Raw genomic sequence first — 19,862 nt, 5'->3', positions numbered from 1 at the left:
TTGCCCGGATGGCGGATGGGGCCGCATAAACCGCATGATTCCAATGGTCTTGCTGCCGATGGACCCGGTCGCCTGCTCAATTATCCATGGCTGCTGTTCCACACCATGGGTATCGGTCGCCGATATCGCCGGTGCGCCGGATCCGGGGCCGATGCGGACGGCATACGAAATCACGATTGCCTCGAAAACCGCGGAATATCAACATCCAGAAGGATTGCACGGCACCCGTTGCCCGGCATCGACCATGGTTACTGCTCCACACCATGGGAATCAAGTGTCGACTCCAATCGCACGGAACAGCAGTCAATCCCCCGACCGTACAATATCGGCCATCACAACAGGTGTTTGCGACGGTCGGCAAGCTGATGCCAGGGAATCGGCGTCGACAGGCTGACAGGCTGCCCCGTCTTCCGTGCACGCAGCATCGCCACACTGAACGCAAGACCGGCCCGCCGCATATCGGTCGACAAATCAAGCTGCGTCACCCGCATGATGGTCCAGCCTGCCGCCTCCAACTGGCGTCGCTTGCTGATATCACGCCGCCACTGGAGCTTATCGGTGCGGTGATGATCGCCCTCATATTCAATACCGATCAGCAGTTCAGAGTCGGCGAGGTCAAGTGTCACCGCGCCACCATGCTCGGACGCCATACCGGGAACCCGGTAATTCACCGCGAAATGCCGAAGCCCGAACGCGTGCAAGCACAGCCGCAACTGTGTTTCCTTGGGTGAATCACTGCCGGGAACGGTCAGCACAAGAGCGAGACGGCAACGTTTCTTGCCCAGAAACGATTCGGCCTCAACAAACTCGTGCAACCGTTGCTTGGTGGTGTGCCGGTGGCGAATCAGCGATTCCGCCACCTCGATGAGCTCATCGATGTGGAGACTCTGGGCCATCAGCGCCCATGTGGCTTCGGGCCCGAGGACATGCAGCCCGTCTTGCGTCGTACGGATATGGCGGTCTGATAAACGGCTCCACATGTGGATGCGCGTGCCGGGGACCGGCTGTTTGCGATGCTTGTCGTCACGGACGGTGATATGGATGGATTCCGTGCCGATGAATCGTTCGGGACGTTCGACACGCCAGAAATCCAATGCGGTGACATGTGAGATCGCCCCGATGAAATCCAGATGACGGCATGCCTGCCAGGTGCGTTGCTGGCGCTCGGCCAGTGTTTGCCCGGTAATGGGCTTGTACTGCTGCTGGTTGATGTGCTGTTGTTCGGTCATGATTCGACAGTACGGTGTGTGGGGCGTGCTGGTCGAAGCCGGGAGGCCAATGTGGTCGGAAGATGGGATACCGGCGCGGTGAGAGCATGGCGATGGTTTTCCGGAGCCGGCGAATCGGCTGGAATCCGCACGGTGCGGAAAGGATACCGAGGGGATGGGGCGGATCGGGAATGGGACCGGGAAGTAGGAATGGCGGAATCACGCGGTTTGTGGCTCACACGCCGCCACCGGACAGGACTGGAAGAGCCGGGTGGCCTCCATACCCATAGAATCAACCATCGATAACCATCGTATGGAATGGATACCGAAGAGACAGAGGCTGAACCGGGACATGCGGAACGAGGCAAGGCAGGCAGCGACAGGCAAAATGGCGGGATCACGCCAATCCTCGGAATACGGTAAACCGCGAGGACGCCCGACCGGCACCCGAACCGCTCCGTACGCGACACATCACACAGCAACGCGCACGGTATGGAAAGGATACCGTGGGAATGAGGGCGGGTCAGAGACAAGGCGAGAGGGTCGGATTGGCGGAACCACGCGGTTTTGGCCATCACACCCCACCACCAGGCAGGACCGGAAGGGCCGGTGGCCTCCATGCCTGAGAGATCACGAAGGTAAATACACGGTGCGGAAAGGATACCGGGAGGCGGGACCAGATCAGAGAAGAGCCGGTGAGGCCGGAATGGCAGGATTACGCCGATCCTGGAAAATGGCAAACCGCAGGAGCGTCCGTCCGTCGCCTCAGTGGCTCCGCAAGTGATGAATCACCCAGCGATACGTACAGTGCGGAAAGGATACCGAGGGGATGGGGCAGACGGAGGTGAACTCGGGAGGCAGGATTGGCGGAACCACGCGGTTTTGGCCATCACACCCCACCACCAGGCAGGACCGGAAGGACCGGGTGGCCTCTACGCCTGAGAAATCACGAAGGCAAATACACGGTGCGGAAAGGATACCGAGGAGCTGGATTGGATCAGGGGCGAGTTTGAAAAGCCGGAATGGCGGAGTTTCAATGATTCGTGCTGGGTGCACGGCTGATGGCGCGTGTGACGGGACGGCATCATCTCCACACTGTTGGAATCGGAATCCGGTTCGCAGACTGTGGACCACACACAGGCAGGAGACACGGCCCGCGCAACAGGAAGTCCGGATAGCAGACCATGCGACGGCCGTTCCCTCGCGAGGCATTGCCGGCTGTCGCGGATGGGCGACCGCGTATCCTGCAGGTCACGCGGTCGCGGCCCGCGCGAGGCATTGGGCGACCCGCTCGGTGATTGCATCGGGCTGTGAGATCGTCACCCGCATCGCATGGTTCTGCGCTATGCGCGCACCCGTCAACGATGTCGCACTGGCGAGGTCTGCACCGCCGACACCAACACCTACGCCACCAGCACCACCCCCGCCACCGGCCGCGTTCATTCTGGCGATTCCCGTCTGCCTGGCAGCCCGCCCATCATCATTGCCGCGCACGCCAGCCGTTCCGGCGACACCGGCGACACCGGCGGTCGCACCCGCGCCACTCGCACCACCGGTCACCGCACCGCCAACACCACCGCCAACACCATCACCGGCATCACCGGTCACCGCACCGCCCATCCATGCCTCGCCTCCGATGACGCGTTCCGGCGCATGCAGCCCGTCATCACCGGTGGAAACCCTGAATTCCGGCAGAAACCGGCCGCCCTCGGCCACACGGATATGCTCCTGCGCGAGAATCCGCCGTGCCGCCACCGGGTCACGGACCGGCAGCCACATGTTGAATCCGCTTCCTGGAATGGTACTGAGTCCGAACCGCTCAAGCAGCACCGCCATGGTCTTGCGTCTGAGCGCATACGTGTGCCTGGCGCTCGCGATGGTCGCGTACGCCTGACGGTCGGCGAGCATCTCGCACAGCAGTTCCTGAAGGAATCTGCTGACCCAGCCGGCACCAAGACGCCGCCGTTCCACAATCGCGTCGACGGCATCACGCGGCCCTGACAAGGCGGCAAGCCGCAGGTCGGGCCCGTGCGATTTGGAGAAGCTGCGGATGTGAATCACCCTGTCCGGCAGCAGCGACCCCAAGGACACGGCGAACACGTCGGCAACCATACCGCTGCTGTCATCCTCGACGACAAGCGGCATGTCACGCCCGGCGGCCTCCTGCTCCCAGATGCGCAGCACGCGGGCGATTGCCGACAGGCGTGGTGTCGTATAGCTGATGCCCGTCGGATTCTGGGCGCGCGGCTGGAGGATGATCATGCTGATGCGACGGCCTTGGTCGCGTGTCATCCCAGCGGCAGCGCCGAAACGTTCCAGCACGTCGAGCAGACGATTGGGGTCCATGCCCTCCTCGTCGACCGGCACGCCCACGGCGATAGCCCCGCGTTCGCGCAGCACGTCGAGGATGAACGGATAGGTGGGCGATTCGACGACCACCACGTCGCCATGCCGGACGAATGTGGCGATAGCGAGCGCAAGACCGTCCCCTGCGCCGGAAACCATGGTCATCGCTTGCGGGTCGTAGGGCCAGTCGGCGCGCAGCTCATCTTCCAGCATGGGAAGGATGGTCGGTCCGGTGTACGAGTTCACGAATGCCCTCCGGTTGCCGAGCCGGACGAGGTATGGGCGGATGGTCGGCAGGAGCGTGTTGTCGGGGGTACCGCGGGACAAGTCGATGACCGGGGTGTGCGCGGTGGCGGCCTGCAGGGTATGCCCGTCGGGCCGCAAGCGCACCCGTGCTTGTGGCTCACGGGATGCTCCTGCGGTGCCGCCGTTCCCACGGGTGTCGGGCATCGCGGCGGTTGACGATGCGCCTGAGCGCCGGGGCGTTCGGGCTGCGCCGATCGGGCTGTCCGCCGTCTCGCCGGTGAATATGGCGGATGCGGGCGGGGCGGTGACTTCTGAGAGCGCTTGCGGCAGGACGTAAGTGCCGGCGCGCCCGCGCGAGTGGATGACTCCGGACCGTGCGAGCATGTGGTAGGCGGAGGAGACTGTGGCGGGGCTGACGTGGAGCGCTTCGGCGAGCGCGCGGACGGTCGGCAGCCGGGTTCCTTCCACGAGGACTTCGGTTGATACCAGTGTGGTCAGGGATTCGACGATGCGTTGCGGCGTGGCGGTGGCGGTCTGGGTGCGTACGAATCCGGCGAGGCGTTCAGCCTCGATCGAGATGGCCGGCCTGGCCGGATCGTGCGAATCATTGTGATTGTTGTCTGTGATCATTTCACCCTCCCATGCTCTTCATCCGCTGCCGACCGGATATGCGTATGCTCCGCGCTGACATTCCCAGTATTGCCAATCCGCGTTATTCCGGTGTTTCACGGTGGCGCCCATCAGGAAATGTCCAAACGAATCACGAAATGTCCATTGCCCACAATGCCAAATGAACGCAGCCCGGCAGACCGCCGGAACCCTTCAAGGAAAGGACACATCATGGGACACGATTGCTCGGCAGATGAGACGATCTGGGATGACGCCTACGCGTTGGACCGCGCGCACGTCTTCCACTCCTGGCACGCGCAGCGCAATCTCCACCCCACCGAGGTGGTCACCGGCCACGGCGTGTGGCTCAACTACGCGGACGGCCGCGAAATGCTGGACTTCACCAGCCAGCAGGTCAACGTGAATATCGGCTACCAGCACCCCGCGGTCGTCGAAGGCATCAAGAAACAGGCCGAACTGCTCGCCACCATCGGCCCCGACTACGCGAACCTCGCCCGTGGCCGTGCCGCCTCGCTCGTGGCGCGCCGCGCGCCTGAAGGATTCGACAAGGTGTTCTTCACGAACGCGGGCGCCGACGCGAACGAGAACGCCATGCGCGCGGCACGTCTGGTCACCGGGCGCGACAAGATCCTCTCCTCCTACCGCTGCTACCACGGCAATACGGGCGCCGCGATCAGCGCGACCGGCGACTGGAGGCGCAAGCCCAACGATTACGCGCGCGGCCACGTCCACTTCTTCACGCCGTACCTGTACCGATCCGAGTTCTTCGCCGCCACGCAGGACGAGGAGTGCGAGCGTGCGCTCACCCATCTCGAGCATGTGATCGAGTTCGAGGGGCCGGACACCATCGCCGCCGTGCTGCTGGAATCGATTCCCGGCACCGCGGGCATCATCATCCCGCCGAAGGATTATTTCAAGGGCGTGCGCGAAATCACCCGCAAATATGGCATCCTGATGATCACCGACGAGGTGATGGCCGGCTTCGGGCGAACCGGATTCTGGTTCGCGCTCGACGACTACGATTACACGCCGGATATCATCACCTTCGCCAAGGGCTGCAATTCCGGGTACGTGCCGGCTGGCGGCGTGATCATGTCCGATCCGGTCGCCAGGTATTTCGATGATGTCGTGTTCCCGGGAGGGCTGACGTATTCCGGGCACCCGCTGGCGATGGGTGCGATTGTGGCCACGCAGGAGGCGATGGAACGCGAGCATATCGTCGACAATGCGCATGATGTCGGCCGGGACGTACTCGGGCCGGGCCTCCAGGCGCTGATTGAGCATCATCCGACCATCGGCGAGGTGCGCGGCAAAGGCGTGTTCTGGGCGGTGGAGCTGGTTGCCGACCGGACCACCAAGGAGCCGCTCGACGACGCCAGCATGCAGCGGATCGTGGCGGAAGCGGACAAGCTGAACCTGGTGCTCGGCGTGCACAACAATCGCATCCACGTGACCCCGCCCTGCGTGATCAGCGCCGAAGAAGCCGCTGAAGGCGTCGCCCGACTGGACAAGGCGATGACGGCGGCAGGTTGCTGACCGCAAGAATCCTTGCGGGCACAACTCTTTACGGACACAACTCATACAGAAAGGAAAGCCGATTATGACAGCACAGGCAACAACACCATCAGCGGACGGCATCACACGCGCGGTCGTCACCGGGGCGTCCAGCGGCATCGGCGCGGCGACGGTCCGCTCGCTGGTCGCCGACGGATGGCATGTCGTGGCACTGGCCCGCAGGGCAGAGCGCCTTGACGCGCTGGCACAGGAACTCGGCGATACGGTCGAAGCAATCGCCGCAGACATCACCGACGAATCAAGCGCACAAACGGCGGTTGAAACGATCCTTGCCGGCGGGCCGGTCAAAGCGCTGGTCAACTGCGCGGGCGGAGCCATCGGCAAGGATCCGGTCGCCACCGCGAGCATCGACGATTGGCGGGCCATGTACGAGCTCAACGTGCTCGGCACGCTGCGCATGACACAGAAGCTGCTCCCCGCGCTCAAGAAGTCTGCCGGAACCGTGCTTGTCATCTCCTCCACGGCCGGCATCGAACCGTATGAGGGCGGTGCCGGGTATTGCGCGTCGAAGTTCGCCGAACGCGTCATGGCACGGGTCCTGAGGCTCGAGATGATCGGCGAGCCGATCCGCGTGGTCGACATCTCCCCCGGCATGGTGCACACCGACGAGTTCTCTATGCACCGATTCCATGGTGACGCCGCCAAGGCCGCAGCCGTGTATGCCGGTGTGCCGGACCCGCTGAAAGCCGAGGATATCGCCGAATGCATCCGCTGGGCGCTCGACCAGCCCGACACGGTGGATATCGACTCGATCGTGGTCAGGCCGCGCGCGGAAGGCTCCTACACCAAGGTGTACCGCAAATAGGTTTTCCACGGGTCTCCAGGCCGTTATGGCAAACGGCACCTGGACGGCTTGGATAATGAGCCGTCCAGGTGCCGTTGCATACCGCCGGCCGTGCCGGCGTTATTTCGCCCCGATGGCGCACGCCGAGGTGTCCACGCTCACCCCGGGATCCTCCCAGCCCATCGGCGTCTGGTCGACACCGAGGTCCGCCGTGGCCTTCGGCGAGGTGGTCACGTCGAAGGAGTAGGTGAGTGACTGCCCAGGAGTCAACAGTGCCAAGGTCGTTGTGACGGCTTTACCATTCAGGGTGGTGCTCCGAGGATTCACATACATGGTTCCGGAACCTTTGGAAGAAACATGCGAAATCTTGCCACCGGCAGGTGGATAAATCAACATCTTTTCTGCTGCGGTACCCAGCGTAAGATTAGGTATTTTTGAACTGCCGGTATTTCCGTTAATCAACGTGTTGGTTCCCAGCTTGACGCGTAACCGTTGCAACGCATAGGTTCCACTGTTGATATAGTCCGGCAGCGTAGCAGCTTCAGTGGAAGCCAGCGTGTTATTCAACGTGTATTCCACGTGGTAGGTCTGCGAACCGTCGCCGTTGCACGACGTGCGTGTGATCTTGGTCGTGCGGTGCACGTACCAGTCCATCTTGGAGGGGTTCTGCTCGGTGATGTACACGCCGATCTTCGGGTTGGCCTCGTCATCCGGCGTGGATGCCGTGAAGCCGGCGGACTTGAGCGAGGCTTCCGTCGCCTCATCGAAGCTGTACATGGAGAAGTGACGGCCCTGCGCGAGCGAGGACATCGCCTGCCCGACCTGCGTGAGCTTCGTGAGGTTGATATTCGAGAACATCGCGCTGATTGATTGGGTTGCGACCTCGGTGAAATACTGGTCCTGCATACTCACCGGATACTCCTTGTACACGGTGTTGAGCAGGAATTCCGCAGTGTTGTCGCCGGTGAGCACACGGCCGTCCGACAGGGTGACCTGCCCGTTGATCGCGACCATCTTCTGCAGGAATACCGGATCGACAGTAATTACACCGTCGAGATTTTGCCCCACACCCCAAGGAGTACGCTGCCAGATAGTACGCATATCTTCAGCAACACGTCCGGTGTCTGGGTATACGGCTAGGTCGCGCAAATCTATGGACATCTGCAACGGCCCCCAATCCTTGAAAATGCGCTGCTCGTCCGCAGTTGGATTCCCGGCGCCGTATGGTAAGTACTCGGTGTTCGAACGGAAATCGCCAACCGAAATCTTGCCGTTATCGGTAGTCATCACACCCACAGAACCAATCAGACCGCCGCTGGAACGTGCCTCGGAGGTGGTCATCGCCATCACGGCGTAGGTCTTTGCGCCGCCGGACCCCAGGAAGCCAGGAATGATGTCCAATGCGTTCGACAGGTTGTCGATAGTGGTGCCCGCAGCGGTGAGCTGCTTCCTGCCGGCCTCGTACGCCGTCGCGATCCTGTCGATCTTCGGTCTGGGCAGCGCGTCATACTGCTTGACCAGCTGCTGCAACGGCTTGTTCGCCGCTTTCATCGAAGTGGCGGCCTGAGTGATCGGCTCGAGGTTCAACGACCCGTCATCCGTGGTCAACGGGGTGTTGGCCAGGGTGCTGAGCGTATTGCTCAGCTGCGGCAGCGGCTGCGTGGTCAGCTGGTGCACGATGCGCGTCATGCCGCGGACCGTGGTGATGTCATTGCCGTATACCGGCAGGTGCGAGGCGATATCCCACAGCCTGCCGTCGGTGATCTTCTGCGCCGCGGCGGTTTCCGACTGCAATTGCGGCAATACCGCGTTGATGGAGTCCACGGTGTCCTTGCCGACACTGGAGGCGTCCGAGCCTGACAGTCCCTTCAGCCCGGACATCAGCGAGATCGCCTTCTCCTCATGGGCCTTGACTTCCATGGCCTGACGGTAGAGCGTCAACGCCGACACCGCTGCCGCAGCCGCAACAACGACCACTACGGCGAGCACGATCCACGGCCAGATATGCCGGCGCTTGCCATGGCTGCGAGGCGTGTGGCTGTGTTCTGCGGAATGTCTGCTCATATTTCTCCTCACCGATTGCCGGGCCGCCAAGGCCTTCGCCGGGCCGTATCGAGCATGGCCGGCGATGTTCCAACCGGGGATATTATCCCCCATGACCTATCGGATCAGGGCGAACGCCATGGGATATCCACTGTTGTTCCACGTTTGCGTGGACGACAGGACGCGTACGGCTCAGACGCGGACCACCCTATCGGCCACACGCATCGTGGACTGCCGGTGCGAGACCAGCACCATGGCGATGTCGCTCTCCTGTGCCAGCTGGTTGATCGAGGTGAGAATCACCGCCTCGTTCAAGGCATCCAGACGGCTGGTCGGCTCATCGAACAGGACCAGGTCCGCCTTGCGCAGGAAGACGCGTGCCAGGCCGATGCGCTGCCGCTCGCCTTCAGACAGGCGTCCGCCAAGCTCGCCGACCTGCGTGCCCATGCCGTCCGGCAACGATTCGACCAGGTCGAGCGCCGACGCCTTGCGCAGCGCTTCACGCAGCTCGTCATCGCTCGCATGCTCGTCGGCGATCCGCAGGTTGTCTGCGATCGTGCCGTCGAACAGGTAGGTTTCCTGGCTCATCATGGTCTGCGAGCGCCGGCGATACGCGGCGTCGACCTGCGGCAGCGGGGTTCCGGAGAAGCTGACCTGGCCGCGCTGCGGATCCCAGTAGCGCATGAGCAGCTTGAGCACCGTGGATTTGCCGCGACCGGACGGCCCTTGGATGCCGAGGATACCGGATTTCGGCACCGCGAGCGACAGGTCGTGCACAATCGGCTGGCCGGCGCGGTAGGAGAAGTCGACGTGCTCGAAGGCCATGCCGTCGTATGCGGGCTGCTCGCGGCCAGTTTCCACCACCGCCGGCTGTTCGTCGAGCAGCGCGAACATGCGGCGGGCCGCGGCGAAGGTCTGCGTCAGATTGGCGGGAAGGGCGCTCAGGGCGAGTGTCGGCCCGAAGGAGCTGGCGATCAGTACCACGGCGGTGACCGTGTTCGGGATGTCGAACGGGTTGGCCTGTGCCAGATACAGCGCCAGCATGACCGCGCCGACCGAGGCCGCGATGACCAGGAGGCCGCCGATGGCGGTGAACCGTCCGTTCCTGCGGCTCAGGCGCGCACGTTCCGACCACAGACGGCGTGTGCGGGAAACGATGTTGCCCAGCCGGCGCCTGCCTTGGCCGAAGCGGATGATCTCGTCAAGGCCGCGCATGTCATCGAGCATGACGTCATCGAGCTGCGCCGAATACTTGCGGATTTTCGGGCCGAGCGTCCGCACGCTCGACGCGAAGCGCTGGGGCAGCAGCACGCCGACGAGCAGATGCGCGACCACCAGCAGCAGGGCGAACCATGGGTCAAGCGTGAACGCGGCGACCGCGAACACCACCGTGGTCACGACCGCGATCACGACCGGTGAGATTGTATGGGCGAAGAAGATCTCCAGCAGTTCGACATCCGTGGTGACCAGCGAAATGAGGTCGCCCTTGCCTTTGCCGGCCAGTTTGGCCGGGGCGAGACGACGCAGGGCGGCGAACGCCTTCGAGCGGAACAGGGCGAGCAGGCGGAACGCGACATTATGGTTCATGTATTGTTCCGCATACCGCATGATGCCGCGCACCAAGCCGCACGCCACCATGCAGATGACCGACACCCGGGCGGAAAGCCCCCACACCGGGTGGCCCAGATGCGCGAACAGCGCACATACGCCGAACACGGGCAGGAATGTCGCCGACAGGTGACCGATGGTCCCGTACAGGCACGCCTGCACCATGTACAGGCTCAACGGCCCGACTTCGCGCAGCAGACGCCCGATGACGGCCATCGTGCCCATCGGCTTGGTGGCCCGCCCGCCGTCCGGCGTTGAAGCGGGCGAGTCCTTCGTACCCGCATGCTGCGATGTCTCGCCCCGCGTCCGCGCGGAGGCGGCGGGCAGCTGCGAGACGGCGCCGCGCCGCGGTCGGCTGTCTGTCCCATCGAGTCGGCGTATCTGCTCATGGCCGACCGGCATGCGCGCGTCATCACGGTGCGAGACATGCTCGTAGACCGCCTGGGCGCGGAACAGTTTGGCGTACACGCCGTCGGTCACCACGAGGGCGTCATGCTGACCGGTCTGCACGACCGTGCCGCGGTCGAACACCACGATCTGGTCGGCAAGTACCGCATTGGCGACGCGGTGTGTGATCATCAGCACGGTCTTGCGGTCGGCCAGGTCGCGGATCGTGGCAAGGATACGGTTCTCGCTGTCCACGTCCACGCTGCTGGTCGCCTCGTCGAACACGTAGACCGCGCTATCGCGCAGCAGCGCCCGGGCGATGGCGAACCGCTGCCGCTGGCCGCCGGACAGGTTCGCGGCATCCTGTTCGATCCGCATGTCCAGACCGCCGGGCTGGGCGCAGACAAAATCGTCGATACGCGCCTGATGCAGCGCGACCCACAGGTCGTTGTCGGTCGCATCCGGCTTGGCCATGACCAGGTTCTGCCGCAGGGTGCCGGCAAACAGGTGGCTGCGCGCGCCCACCACCGTGACCGCACCGGTCAGCGACTGCTCCGAGACACTGCTCAGTTCCACGTCCGTCGACGTGCCCAGCAGCGAGTAGCCGAGACGGATCGAGCCGTCGTAGCCGACCAGCGACCCTCCGAGCAGACCGGCAGCCGTGGACTTGCCTGACCCCGATACGCCGACGATGGCGGTCAGCTGGCCCGGTTGCGCAGTGAAGCCGACATCATGCAGCGCCGGCTTGGCGCCATGCTCCGACGCGTAGGAGAAGCCGACCTGGTCGAAGGTCACCGACACCGAGTCAGCCACCGAAGGCAGGCGGATATTGCCGTGCTGCGGCACCGGGGTGTCAAGCAGCGCGAAAATACGCTTCGTGGAGGTCATGCCGTTCATCGCCACGTGGAAGTAGGAGCCCAGCTGGCGTAGCGGCAGGAAGAAACTCGCGGACAGCAGCACGACGACCAGGGCGGCGGGAAGCCAGATCTGCCCAATCATGAACTGCCAGATCGCCACGCCGATACCCGCCGCGGTACCGCCATACGCCACCAGGTCCATCACTGACAGTGAACGCAGCTGGATCTGCAGCACGCGCATGGTCATGACGCGGAATTCCTCGGCCTTGTGGTCCATGTCTTCGGCGGCGCGTCCGTCGGCGTCGAAGGTCTTCAGGGTTTCCAGGCCTTGCAGGTCATCGAGGAAGGCGGCGCCCATATCGGTGTATTTGCCCCAGTATTTCTTGAATACGCGCGAGGCGCTCATCGCCACCAGTCCCACGACGACGACGATGAGCGGGGCGCAGACGAGCAGCACCAGCGCGGCCGGCCAGTTGACGGGGGCGACGAAGATGAACAGGGTGATCGGCGCGAGAATCGCGTAGAACAGTTGTGGCAGGAACAGTTCGAAGAAGCTCTGGATCTGTTCGATGCCCTCGCCCGCGGACTGGACGACATCGGAGGTGCGCACGTGCTGGGCGTAGGAGGGGCCGAGCTGCAGCATCTTACGGTACAGCTTCTCACGCAGGGCGAGCTTGACGCTTTCGCTGGCGCGGGTGCCGAAGTATGCGGCGCATCTGGTCGCCACGTATTTGACTACGACGATGACGGCGATGAACAGGATGAACATGCCGTAATTGTCCGGGTAGGCGGTCAGGGCGTGCTTGCCGGCTTCGAGCGCGGAATCGCCTTGGGTCTGGGCCGGGTTCAGGCAGCGGCCGAGCGTGTTGACCTGCGTGCATTTCAACGCGTCCAGCGGCTCGACGTACCCCAGGATGTTGCCGAGCAAACCCACCAGAACATAGGCGAACGCGATATCCGCCAGTAGCGACACCCATAGGCACGCCACCTTCGCGGCGACCAGGCGTTTGACTCCTGGTGTCAGCGAAAACAGCCGCTTATCGAACATGCCGACCCCTTTCCGCATATGCGTATGAACGTTGTTGGCCTCGTGCCGGTGGCCTCGGCGCCGTGTCGCCTGCCGTAATGCCCGGGCGCCCGCGCATCTATGGCGTGGCCTGGGGGCCTTGGGAATCAGACGATTCAGACACTGCATGCCGGTCGCATACGGTCACGATCACAATGGGGGTATTGTAGCTGATTGTCTTGGGGTTCACCAGAGGTTTCGCAAACCGCGACGAAGACTCCATAATCCCGTATGGCAAGGTGGCCGGAGAGCCGGTCGGACAGCCACGCAGACAGAGTAGGGGGCGCGACGAGGCGGCAGCGGCGGGTGAGACGGCTTCACGGTTTTTTGAGATTTTTCGCCCCGACCTAGTGACATTTGGTTTGATTGCCGCTAACCTGTGTGGCGACGGCACCTCCCGGATGCACCAGGAGACTTGGCGCACGGCATTGCACGCGGCCGACAAGGGCATCAGGCATCCAGGATTCGGACAGGTGGCGCACCAGCATCCCTGCAACATCACACGGCGTCCGTTCATCATGTTCGGTCACCGTGTCCGGAGGAAGTATGAGCACCATCGAGAACAAGAATCAGCAACAATCCGCCCAGTCTGCCGGCAATCCCGGCGGCGTCACCAACGCAACCAACCCAACCAACGCAACCAATCCGGGCGAACCCGCCGGCGCTCTCACCGGCACCCGGCTCGGTACACGCGACTACATCGCCATCGGCGTCTACACCGTCCTGTATTTCGTGATGATCTCCATCGGCGCGCTCATCACGCATCTCATTCCCGTAGGCATGCCGTTCGCCGGATTCGCCTGCGGCCTGCTCGGCACCACGCCGCTCCTGCTGCTCATGTCGAAAAGCCGCCGATTCGGGGCGATTAGCATCATGGGCATCCTGCTGGCCCTGCTCATGGGTGTCGTGCACGGCAACTATTACACGGTCGCCACCTCGCTTGTCGCCGCCATACTCGCCGACCTGATCGCCACCAAAACCGGCAGGGCGACCGCCGACACCGCCAACGGCGGGCAGACCTCTGCGCGCGAGAGCCACGGCATCACCCTTGCGGCCGTATCCGTATTCAACCTGTGGAGCATCGGCATGTTCCTGCCGTTCTACATCGGTCGCGCCACGTATCTGCAGCAGCTGAGCGCCCGGAAAGGCGCTGAATACGCCGGCAGACTCGCGGGATTGTTCCCCACGTGGACGCTTCCCGCGGTCATCGTGCTCGGTCTGCTCGGCGGGCTGCTCGGCGGGCTCATCGGCCTGGCGCTGCTCCGTCGTCATTTCCGGCGCGCAGGACTCGCCTGAGCCGATCAGTGGACCTGTACATCACTGGACCTGCATCTGCCCGCGAGACCGATGACCTAATGGAAGGACGACATTGACCATCAGCCCGATTGCACAACACGGCATGTTGCGGTGCGACCCGCGGACCAAGCTCGCGTTCACCCTCACGGTCGGATGTTTCTGTCTGACTTCCGCGGGCGGAGACACGCCGGTCATGCAGTGGGTACGCGGTCTGCTCATCTGCTGCGCGTTCCTGCTGCTGGCCGGCTCGGGACGGTTGAAACCGGCCCTGGAGATGGGGCTGTTCGCCCTCGTCTGCGTGGGGTTGGCGCGTATGGCCGCGCACTGGCAGGGGCCAGCCGCATGGTTCGCCACGATGTCGACCGCAATGTGGATGCAGATGCTGCCCAGCGGGGTTGCCGCCTACTGGCTGATGGCGACGACCACGGCGAGCGAACTGACGAGCGCCCTGCAACGGATGCATGTCCCGCAAGCGGTCACGATCCCCTTGGCGGTGATGTTCAGATTCTTCCCCACCGCCGCCGAGGAACAGCGCGCGATCAGCGACGCGATGCGGATGCGAGGCGTGCATGTCCGAGGCCGCAAGGCGAACCGCATGCTCGAATATCGCGTTGTACCGCTGGTGGCCAACATGGTCCGCATCGGCGACGAACTCACCCAAGCCGCCTTGACCCGCGGTCTTGGCGCCCGGGCAGAGCGCACCAGCATCGCGCGAATCGGCTTCCACGCCCTCGACATCATCTTGCTGGCCTCATGCGCCGCATGCTATGCGTTGTGGGCGCTCACCGCGTTCGGGGTACTGTCATGACCGATGTTCTGATCGATTTCAATCGTGTCTCCTTCGCATACGAAAACGGCGTCGAAGGCGTACAGGACGCGACCATCGCCTTCGACGCCGGCCAGGTGATTCTCCTATGCGGGGCATCAGGCTGCGGGAAAACCACGATGACCCGACTCATCAACGCCCTGGCGCCCCAGTATTTCCCCGGCACGCTGAGCGGGACGGTCACCGTTGCGGGAACGGATACGCGCGCCACGGATATCGCCGCGCTGGCGGGGCGTGTCGGCTCGGTATTCCAGAATCCCGACAGTCAGTTCTTCACCATGAACGTGAGGGATGAGCTCGCGTTCGCGTGCGAAAACCTGGCCATGCCGCCCGAGCTGATCCGCGAGCGCGTGGAATCCACCGCCCGAGAATTCTCGCTGACCGGCCTGCTGGACCGTCCCCTGGCGGATATGAGCGGCGGGCAACGGCAGCGCGTCGCCTGCGCCGCGGTATCCGCCGCCCAACCCACAATCGTGGTGCTGGACGAACCGACCAGCAATCTTGACGCGACCGCGATTAACGCATTGCGGGACATCGTCGCCCGTTGGAAGCGCGAAGGCAGGACGGTCGTTATCGCGGAACACCGTCTCGCCTGGCTTGACGGTCTTGTCGACACCGCGGTCATCCTGGACAACGGGCGCATCCTGCACCGGTTCACAGGGCAACAGTGGCATGACCTGACCGATGACGAACGACGCCGTCTGGGTTTGCGGCCAGTGACCCGGCAGCAGCTCCGCGGCATCCGCGCAACACACGGCGGCGGCAATCCCCGGCAGTACGGCGACAATCCGCCCGCCTACCGTGTCAGCGGTTTCCGGTACCGCTACCGCCACGCGCGCCACGACACGCTTGATATCGCCGACATGACCATCCCATGCGGCGCCGTCACAACGGTCATCGGACTGAACGGCGCAGGAAAATCAACCTTCGCACGATGCCTGCAAGGGCTCGACCGACGCTGCAGCGGCACGCTCATCGCCCCCGATGGCACACGATTGCAGGCACGGCAACGCTTGAATACGTGCACGACGGTGCTGCAGGACGTCAACCGCGAATTATTCACCGAATCCGTACTCGCGGAGGTCATGCTCTCCCAGCCGCACGAAGACAAGCAAGCCGCGCTTGATATCCTTGATTCCCTAGGGCTCAGCGGACTTGCCGACCGTCACCCGATGTCGCTGTCCGGCGGGCAGAAACAGCGGGTCGCCATCGCCGCCGCCATCGCCAGCGAACGCCCGATCATCATCGTCGACGAACCCACCAGCGGGCTGGATCTGCACCACATGCGCGAGGTCTCCTCGCTGATCCGCGGGCTTGCCCAGCGTGGACGCACCGTCGTCGCGGTCACACATGACCCGGAATTCGCGCTCGACGTGTCCGATTATGTAGCGCAACTTGCCGGCGGGCGGCTCGTCGACTGGTATCCTGCCAGCACGCCGGGCGGCGCCGGCAGGCTGCTGGATGCGCTCGCCGCAACACCGGGCGATTCCCTCGGGCGTGTTACGGCCCCGCAATCACCGGCCCAGCGATACGCCCGCCAGTGACGCGCGCTTGACGACCTTCGCCTCGACCTGCCCGACACCATACGTGGACACCGGGTACCCGGGTTCCGGACCCTCCCCTATCAGGAACAGCGCCTCGCGCATCGCGGCGACACCGAGCTGACGGTAGTCGGGACGGATGGTCGTCAACGGCGGGAACGTGTCACCTGCCACGTCGATATCGTCGAAACCGGCCAGACTGACATCCTGCGGGATGCGGATATCATGCTCCCGCAACGCACGGGCCACGCCGATCGCCTGCGCATCGCTCGCCGCAACAATCACCGTCGGCAATTGGGCACCTGACGCGCCGATATATTCCAGCACATGGTTCATCTGCGCGTAGGCTTCGTCGGACCGCCAGGAGCGGCATCGCACAATCCGTGAGGAAATCGCGTATTGCGCCGACAGCTCCCGCCATGCCTCGAGCCGTGTCGTCGCGTCCCGCCATTCGGAAGGCCCCGCAAAATACAAGGCCGTATGGTGGCCGTATCCGGCGACCATGCTGATCAGGCGGTCCATGGCACCCCACTGGTCGATGCCCACGATCGCCGTCCGGTCACGCTGGGCCTCGTCGTGGATCATGTTCAACCCGGTATTGATGCCGGTTCCGCCGTGTGTCGCGGTCAGGAGGATTCGCGGCTTGGACACGGGGGCTCGGCAGGCGGCCGTGAACAGGACATCGGTGGGCGCCATCATGATGAGCGCGTCCACATTGAGCTCATCGAACCCTTCGCACAGACGGTTGAAATCGTTCTGCGAGCACATGGCCTTGCGGATCATCGACACGGCGACGAACAGGCCGCGCGACCGTGCAGCCGCTTCAATTGATTGCAGGGTCTGTACAGCGCCATGGAACCGGTCGCCTCCCATGATCACGCCAATGATGCGGGAGCGGCTCGAGGCGAGCGCCCGCGCGGAATTGCTGGGCCGGTACCCGAGTTGCTGTATGGCTTTGCGCACACGGTTGCGCGTATCGACCGACACGTCCGGCGATTGGTTGATGACGCGGGAAACGGTCTGGTAGCTTACTCCCGCCAACGCCGCCACGTCTTTCATCGACGGGCGGGCTGTGCGGCGGTTGGGTTCCATCGTGCGTATCCTTTCCGGGTTTGGTCAGTCCGGCTGGATTGTCTTGGTTCAGGCCAGGCTTGGTTCAGGTCAGGTGCCAGCTCACCCGGTGCAACGGTGTCGGCCCGTACTCGGCGATGGCGTCACGGTGCTTGCGCGACCCATACCCCTTGTTATGCGCCCAATCGTATGGCCCGTACTCAGGGTTGCCGGCGGCGATGTCAACCATCAGCCGGTCCCGGGTGACTTTGGCGATGACAGCGGCGGCGGCGACCGTCGCACAATGCTGGTCGCCCTTGACCTGGGTGGTGATGTGGGCGGGTGCGGGCACGTCCGGCGCGTCGAAGGTGCCGAGGGCGGCGGTGATGTAATCGTTCGGCCCGTCAAGGATACCGCCGACGCGGATGGCACGTGCTGAAACATCATCTCCGGCGGAAAGCTGGCTGTCTTCGCCGATGCCGAGCTGCCGCTCCAATTCGTCCAGCGCGCGCAAAGCCGCCACGCCGAGCGCATACGTGATGCCCCACTCGTCGATCTCCGTATTGCTCGCCTGCCCGACCGCGCTTGAAGCGCACCATTGGCGCAGCGGGTGGAAGATCGCCTCCCTACGGTGCTCCGTCAGCATCTTGGAATCCGCCACCCCGTCGGGAACCGCCAATGTCGGCAAGTCCCGCGCCCAGATCGCAGCGGCGCCGACCATCACCGGGCCGGCGAGGGAACCACGGCCGACCTCGTCGAAGCCGACGATCAGGTCGTAGCCTTGGGTGGCAAGATCACGCTCCATATCCAGTGTCGGGACCGGACGCTGGTGGTTCGGCTCACGAAGGGTCCGGGACATTGGCGAACACCTCATGGTGGGCGTCGAGCTTGCCGATGCGGTTCAAGGGCCAGTTGCGCACGATGGCGACGCCGAGCACGTCGTTGATCGGGACGAGCCCGTTGGCCCCGTCATCCTGGTGGTACCGCGAATCCGCGGAATTGGCGCGATTGTCGCCGAGCACGAAAATATGTCCTTCGGTCACGGTGACGCTGAACGGGAAGTCGCTGGGCTGCACGCCGGGCTTGAGATACGCGCTTTCGTCGATGGCGACGCCGTTGACTGTCACCGGCTGGCCGGCACCGGCGCATGCCACCGTGTCGCCCGGCAGGCCGATGAGCCGTTTGATCAGGTCGTTGCTGCCCATGGATGATTCGGATTGCAGCCAGTTGGCCGGATCTTTGAACACGACGATATCGCCGCGCTGCAGCTTGATGATGTCAGGGGCGAGCTTGGTGGTGATGACACGGTCGCCGATCTCGATGGTGTCCAGCATGGAGCCTGACGGGATCACATAGAAGCCGAACAGGAACAGACGCATGAGCAGTACGATCAGTACGGGGATGCCGCACCATAACAGCAGATCGTAGATGCTGTCCGACCGGCGTGTCGCATTCGATCGGCGTGCCGCATGGCTTCCACGGTTGGGACCGGACGCCGCGGAAGCGGAACCGGACACCTTGCGGGCGCTGCGAGCGGCTCCGGTGGCGTGGCGTGCACGCCGGCTCCCCGCATCATGCCGGGACATGTGCTCCGTCATAGTCCTCCCATCCGCCGCCGGATCCGGCGGCATTCGCGTTCACCCCCGCGGAGCGGCATGCCGCTGCGGCTTCGATGATGCTGCCGCATACGTTACCAGCATGCCTGCTCGAATCCACGGGCCTGTGAATGCCGACAGCCCGGCAGCCATACGGCCACCGGGCTGTCCCAAATCATGCAGCTGTCGTGAAACTCACTTCGCGCTGTTGTCGCGGCGCTCGACGATTCGAGCGGCCTTGCCGCGCAGCGAACGCAGGTAGTACAGCTTCGCGCGACGCACGCGGCCCTTGCGCACCAGCTTGATCGAATCGATCGCCGGGGAGTGCAGCGGGAAACGACGCTCGACACCCACGCCGAAGCTGATCTTGCGCACCACGAAGGTCTCGCGCACGCCGGCACCCTGACGGGCGATCACCACGCCGGTGAACGCCTGCAGACGGGAGTTGTTGCCTTCCTTGATCTTGACGTTGACCTCGACGGTATCGCCAGGACGGAACGCGGGGATTTCCTCCGCAGGCTTGAGATGCTTGGCGTCGAATGCTTCGATGGCATTAACCATGATGTTCCTCCATCGCCGCCGCATACCGACGATTGGTCGGGGCTTCGCGGTCCCCTTTGGGATTCCGTTCAGCTGAAATGTCTCCGCAGGTTCGCCTGCGAAGGGTGCCAATCCGCCGGAACCATGGCGTTGCCACCACGTAAGCGTTCCGGCTGGACCCAAAGAAAGACGGGATTATGCGGCGTCCCGTTTTTCGGCATAGCAACGGATAATTTTACTGTGACGTGCGGACTGGCGACTGGA

Annotated in this window: 13 protein-coding genes; 5 read left to right on the top strand and 8 right to left on the bottom strand. The window is 63.7% G+C overall.

All coding sequences use genetic code 11. The features are described 5' to 3' along the window. Positions 1-332 precede the first annotated feature (332 nt). Both WD012_RS04635 and WD012_RS04630 read right to left on the bottom strand, forming a co-directional pair. Complete coding sequence (locus WD012_RS04635) at positions 333-1,229, bottom strand: hypothetical protein (protein WP_339562585.1); 897 nt, start codon at positions 1,227-1,229, stop codon at positions 333-335. 1,230 nt (positions 1,230-2,459) lie between these two features. Next, entirely contained in the window at positions 2,460-4,430 is a 1,971-nt protein-coding gene (locus WD012_RS04630; RefSeq protein WP_339562584.1) for an aminotransferase-like domain-containing protein, read from the bottom strand. A 210-nt stretch (positions 4,431-4,640) separates the two neighbouring features. On the opposite strand from WD012_RS04630, the gene WD012_RS04625 reads away from it, so the two are divergent. Further along, entirely contained in the window at positions 4,641-5,966 is a 1,326-nt protein-coding gene (locus WD012_RS04625) for an aminotransferase class III-fold pyridoxal phosphate-dependent enzyme (RefSeq protein ID WP_339562583.1), read from the top strand. A 64-nt stretch (positions 5,967-6,030) separates the two neighbouring features. Continuing rightward, positions 6,031-6,810, top strand: coding sequence for an SDR family oxidoreductase (locus tag WD012_RS04620; RefSeq protein ID WP_339562582.1), 780 nt, complete (start codon positions 6,031-6,033; stop codon positions 6,808-6,810). 99 nt (positions 6,811-6,909) lie between these two features. Here the strand turns inward: WD012_RS04620 and WD012_RS04615 are convergent, their stop codons facing one another. After that, positions 6,910-8,853, bottom strand: a complete 1,944-nt coding sequence (locus WD012_RS04615; protein ID WP_339562581.1) for a DUF4012 domain-containing protein — start codon at positions 8,851-8,853, stop codon at positions 6,910-6,912. Between the two features lie 171 nt (positions 8,854-9,024). Then, positions 9,025-12,732: a thiol reductant ABC exporter subunit CydD/CydC gene (locus WD012_RS04610; protein WP_339562580.1), complete on the bottom strand. Its 3,708-nt coding sequence runs from the start codon at positions 12,730-12,732 to the stop codon at positions 9,025-9,027. Between the two features lie 564 nt (positions 12,733-13,296). On the opposite strand from WD012_RS04610, the gene WD012_RS04605 reads away from it, so the two are divergent. The 3 genes from WD012_RS04605 (at position 13,297) to WD012_RS04595 (ending at position 16,416) form a co-directional block, all read left to right on the top strand. Further along, on the top strand, positions 13,297-14,046 hold the full coding sequence (locus tag WD012_RS04605; protein ID WP_339562579.1) for an MptD family putative ECF transporter S component: 750 nt from the start codon (positions 13,297-13,299) through the stop codon (positions 14,044-14,046). A gap of 73 nt (positions 14,047-14,119) precedes the next feature. After that, the gene (locus WD012_RS04600) at positions 14,120-14,854 is read left to right on the top strand and encodes an energy-coupling factor transporter transmembrane component T (protein WP_339562578.1); all 735 of its coding nucleotides are present in this window, start codon (positions 14,120-14,122) and stop codon (positions 14,852-14,854) included. Beyond that, complete coding sequence (locus WD012_RS04595) at positions 14,851-16,416, top strand: ABC transporter ATP-binding protein (protein WP_339562577.1); 1,566 nt, start codon at positions 14,851-14,853, stop codon at positions 16,414-16,416. The genes WD012_RS04600 and WD012_RS04595 overlap by 4 nt, the downstream gene beginning before the upstream one ends. Here the strand turns inward: WD012_RS04595 and WD012_RS04590 are convergent. From WD012_RS04590 to rplS, 4 genes are all read right to left on the bottom strand, one after another. Next, complete coding sequence (locus WD012_RS04590; protein WP_339562576.1) at positions 16,387-17,505, bottom strand: LacI family DNA-binding transcriptional regulator; 1,119 nt, start codon at positions 17,503-17,505, stop codon at positions 16,387-16,389. The genes WD012_RS04595 and WD012_RS04590 overlap by 30 nt on opposite strands. Before the next feature lie 64 nt (positions 17,506-17,569). Further along, entirely contained in the window at positions 17,570-18,322 is a 753-nt protein-coding gene (locus tag WD012_RS04585) for a ribonuclease HII (RefSeq protein ID WP_339562575.1), read from the bottom strand. Next, positions 18,303-19,049 carry a signal peptidase I gene (gene lepB / locus WD012_RS04580; RefSeq protein ID WP_422614362.1) on the bottom strand — a complete coding sequence of 249 codons (747 nt, stop codon included), beginning with the start codon at positions 19,047-19,049 and terminating at the stop codon, positions 18,303-18,305. Before lepB ends, WD012_RS04585 begins: the two co-directional genes overlap by 20 nt. 204 nt (positions 19,050-19,253) lie before the next feature. Next, positions 19,254-19,619 (bottom strand): 50S ribosomal protein L19, encoded by a 366-nt coding sequence (gene rplS / locus WD012_RS04575; protein ID WP_339562573.1) that lies wholly within the window; start codon positions 19,617-19,619, stop codon positions 19,254-19,256. Positions 19,620-19,862: the final 243 nt, after the last annotated feature.

Source organism: Bifidobacterium thermophilum (assembly GCF_037482445.1).
GTDB classification, from domain to species: Bacteria; Actinomycetota; Actinomycetes; order Actinomycetales; family Bifidobacteriaceae; genus Bifidobacterium; species Bifidobacterium thermophilum_B.
This window is presented reverse-complemented; position numbering and strand designations above follow the sequence as displayed.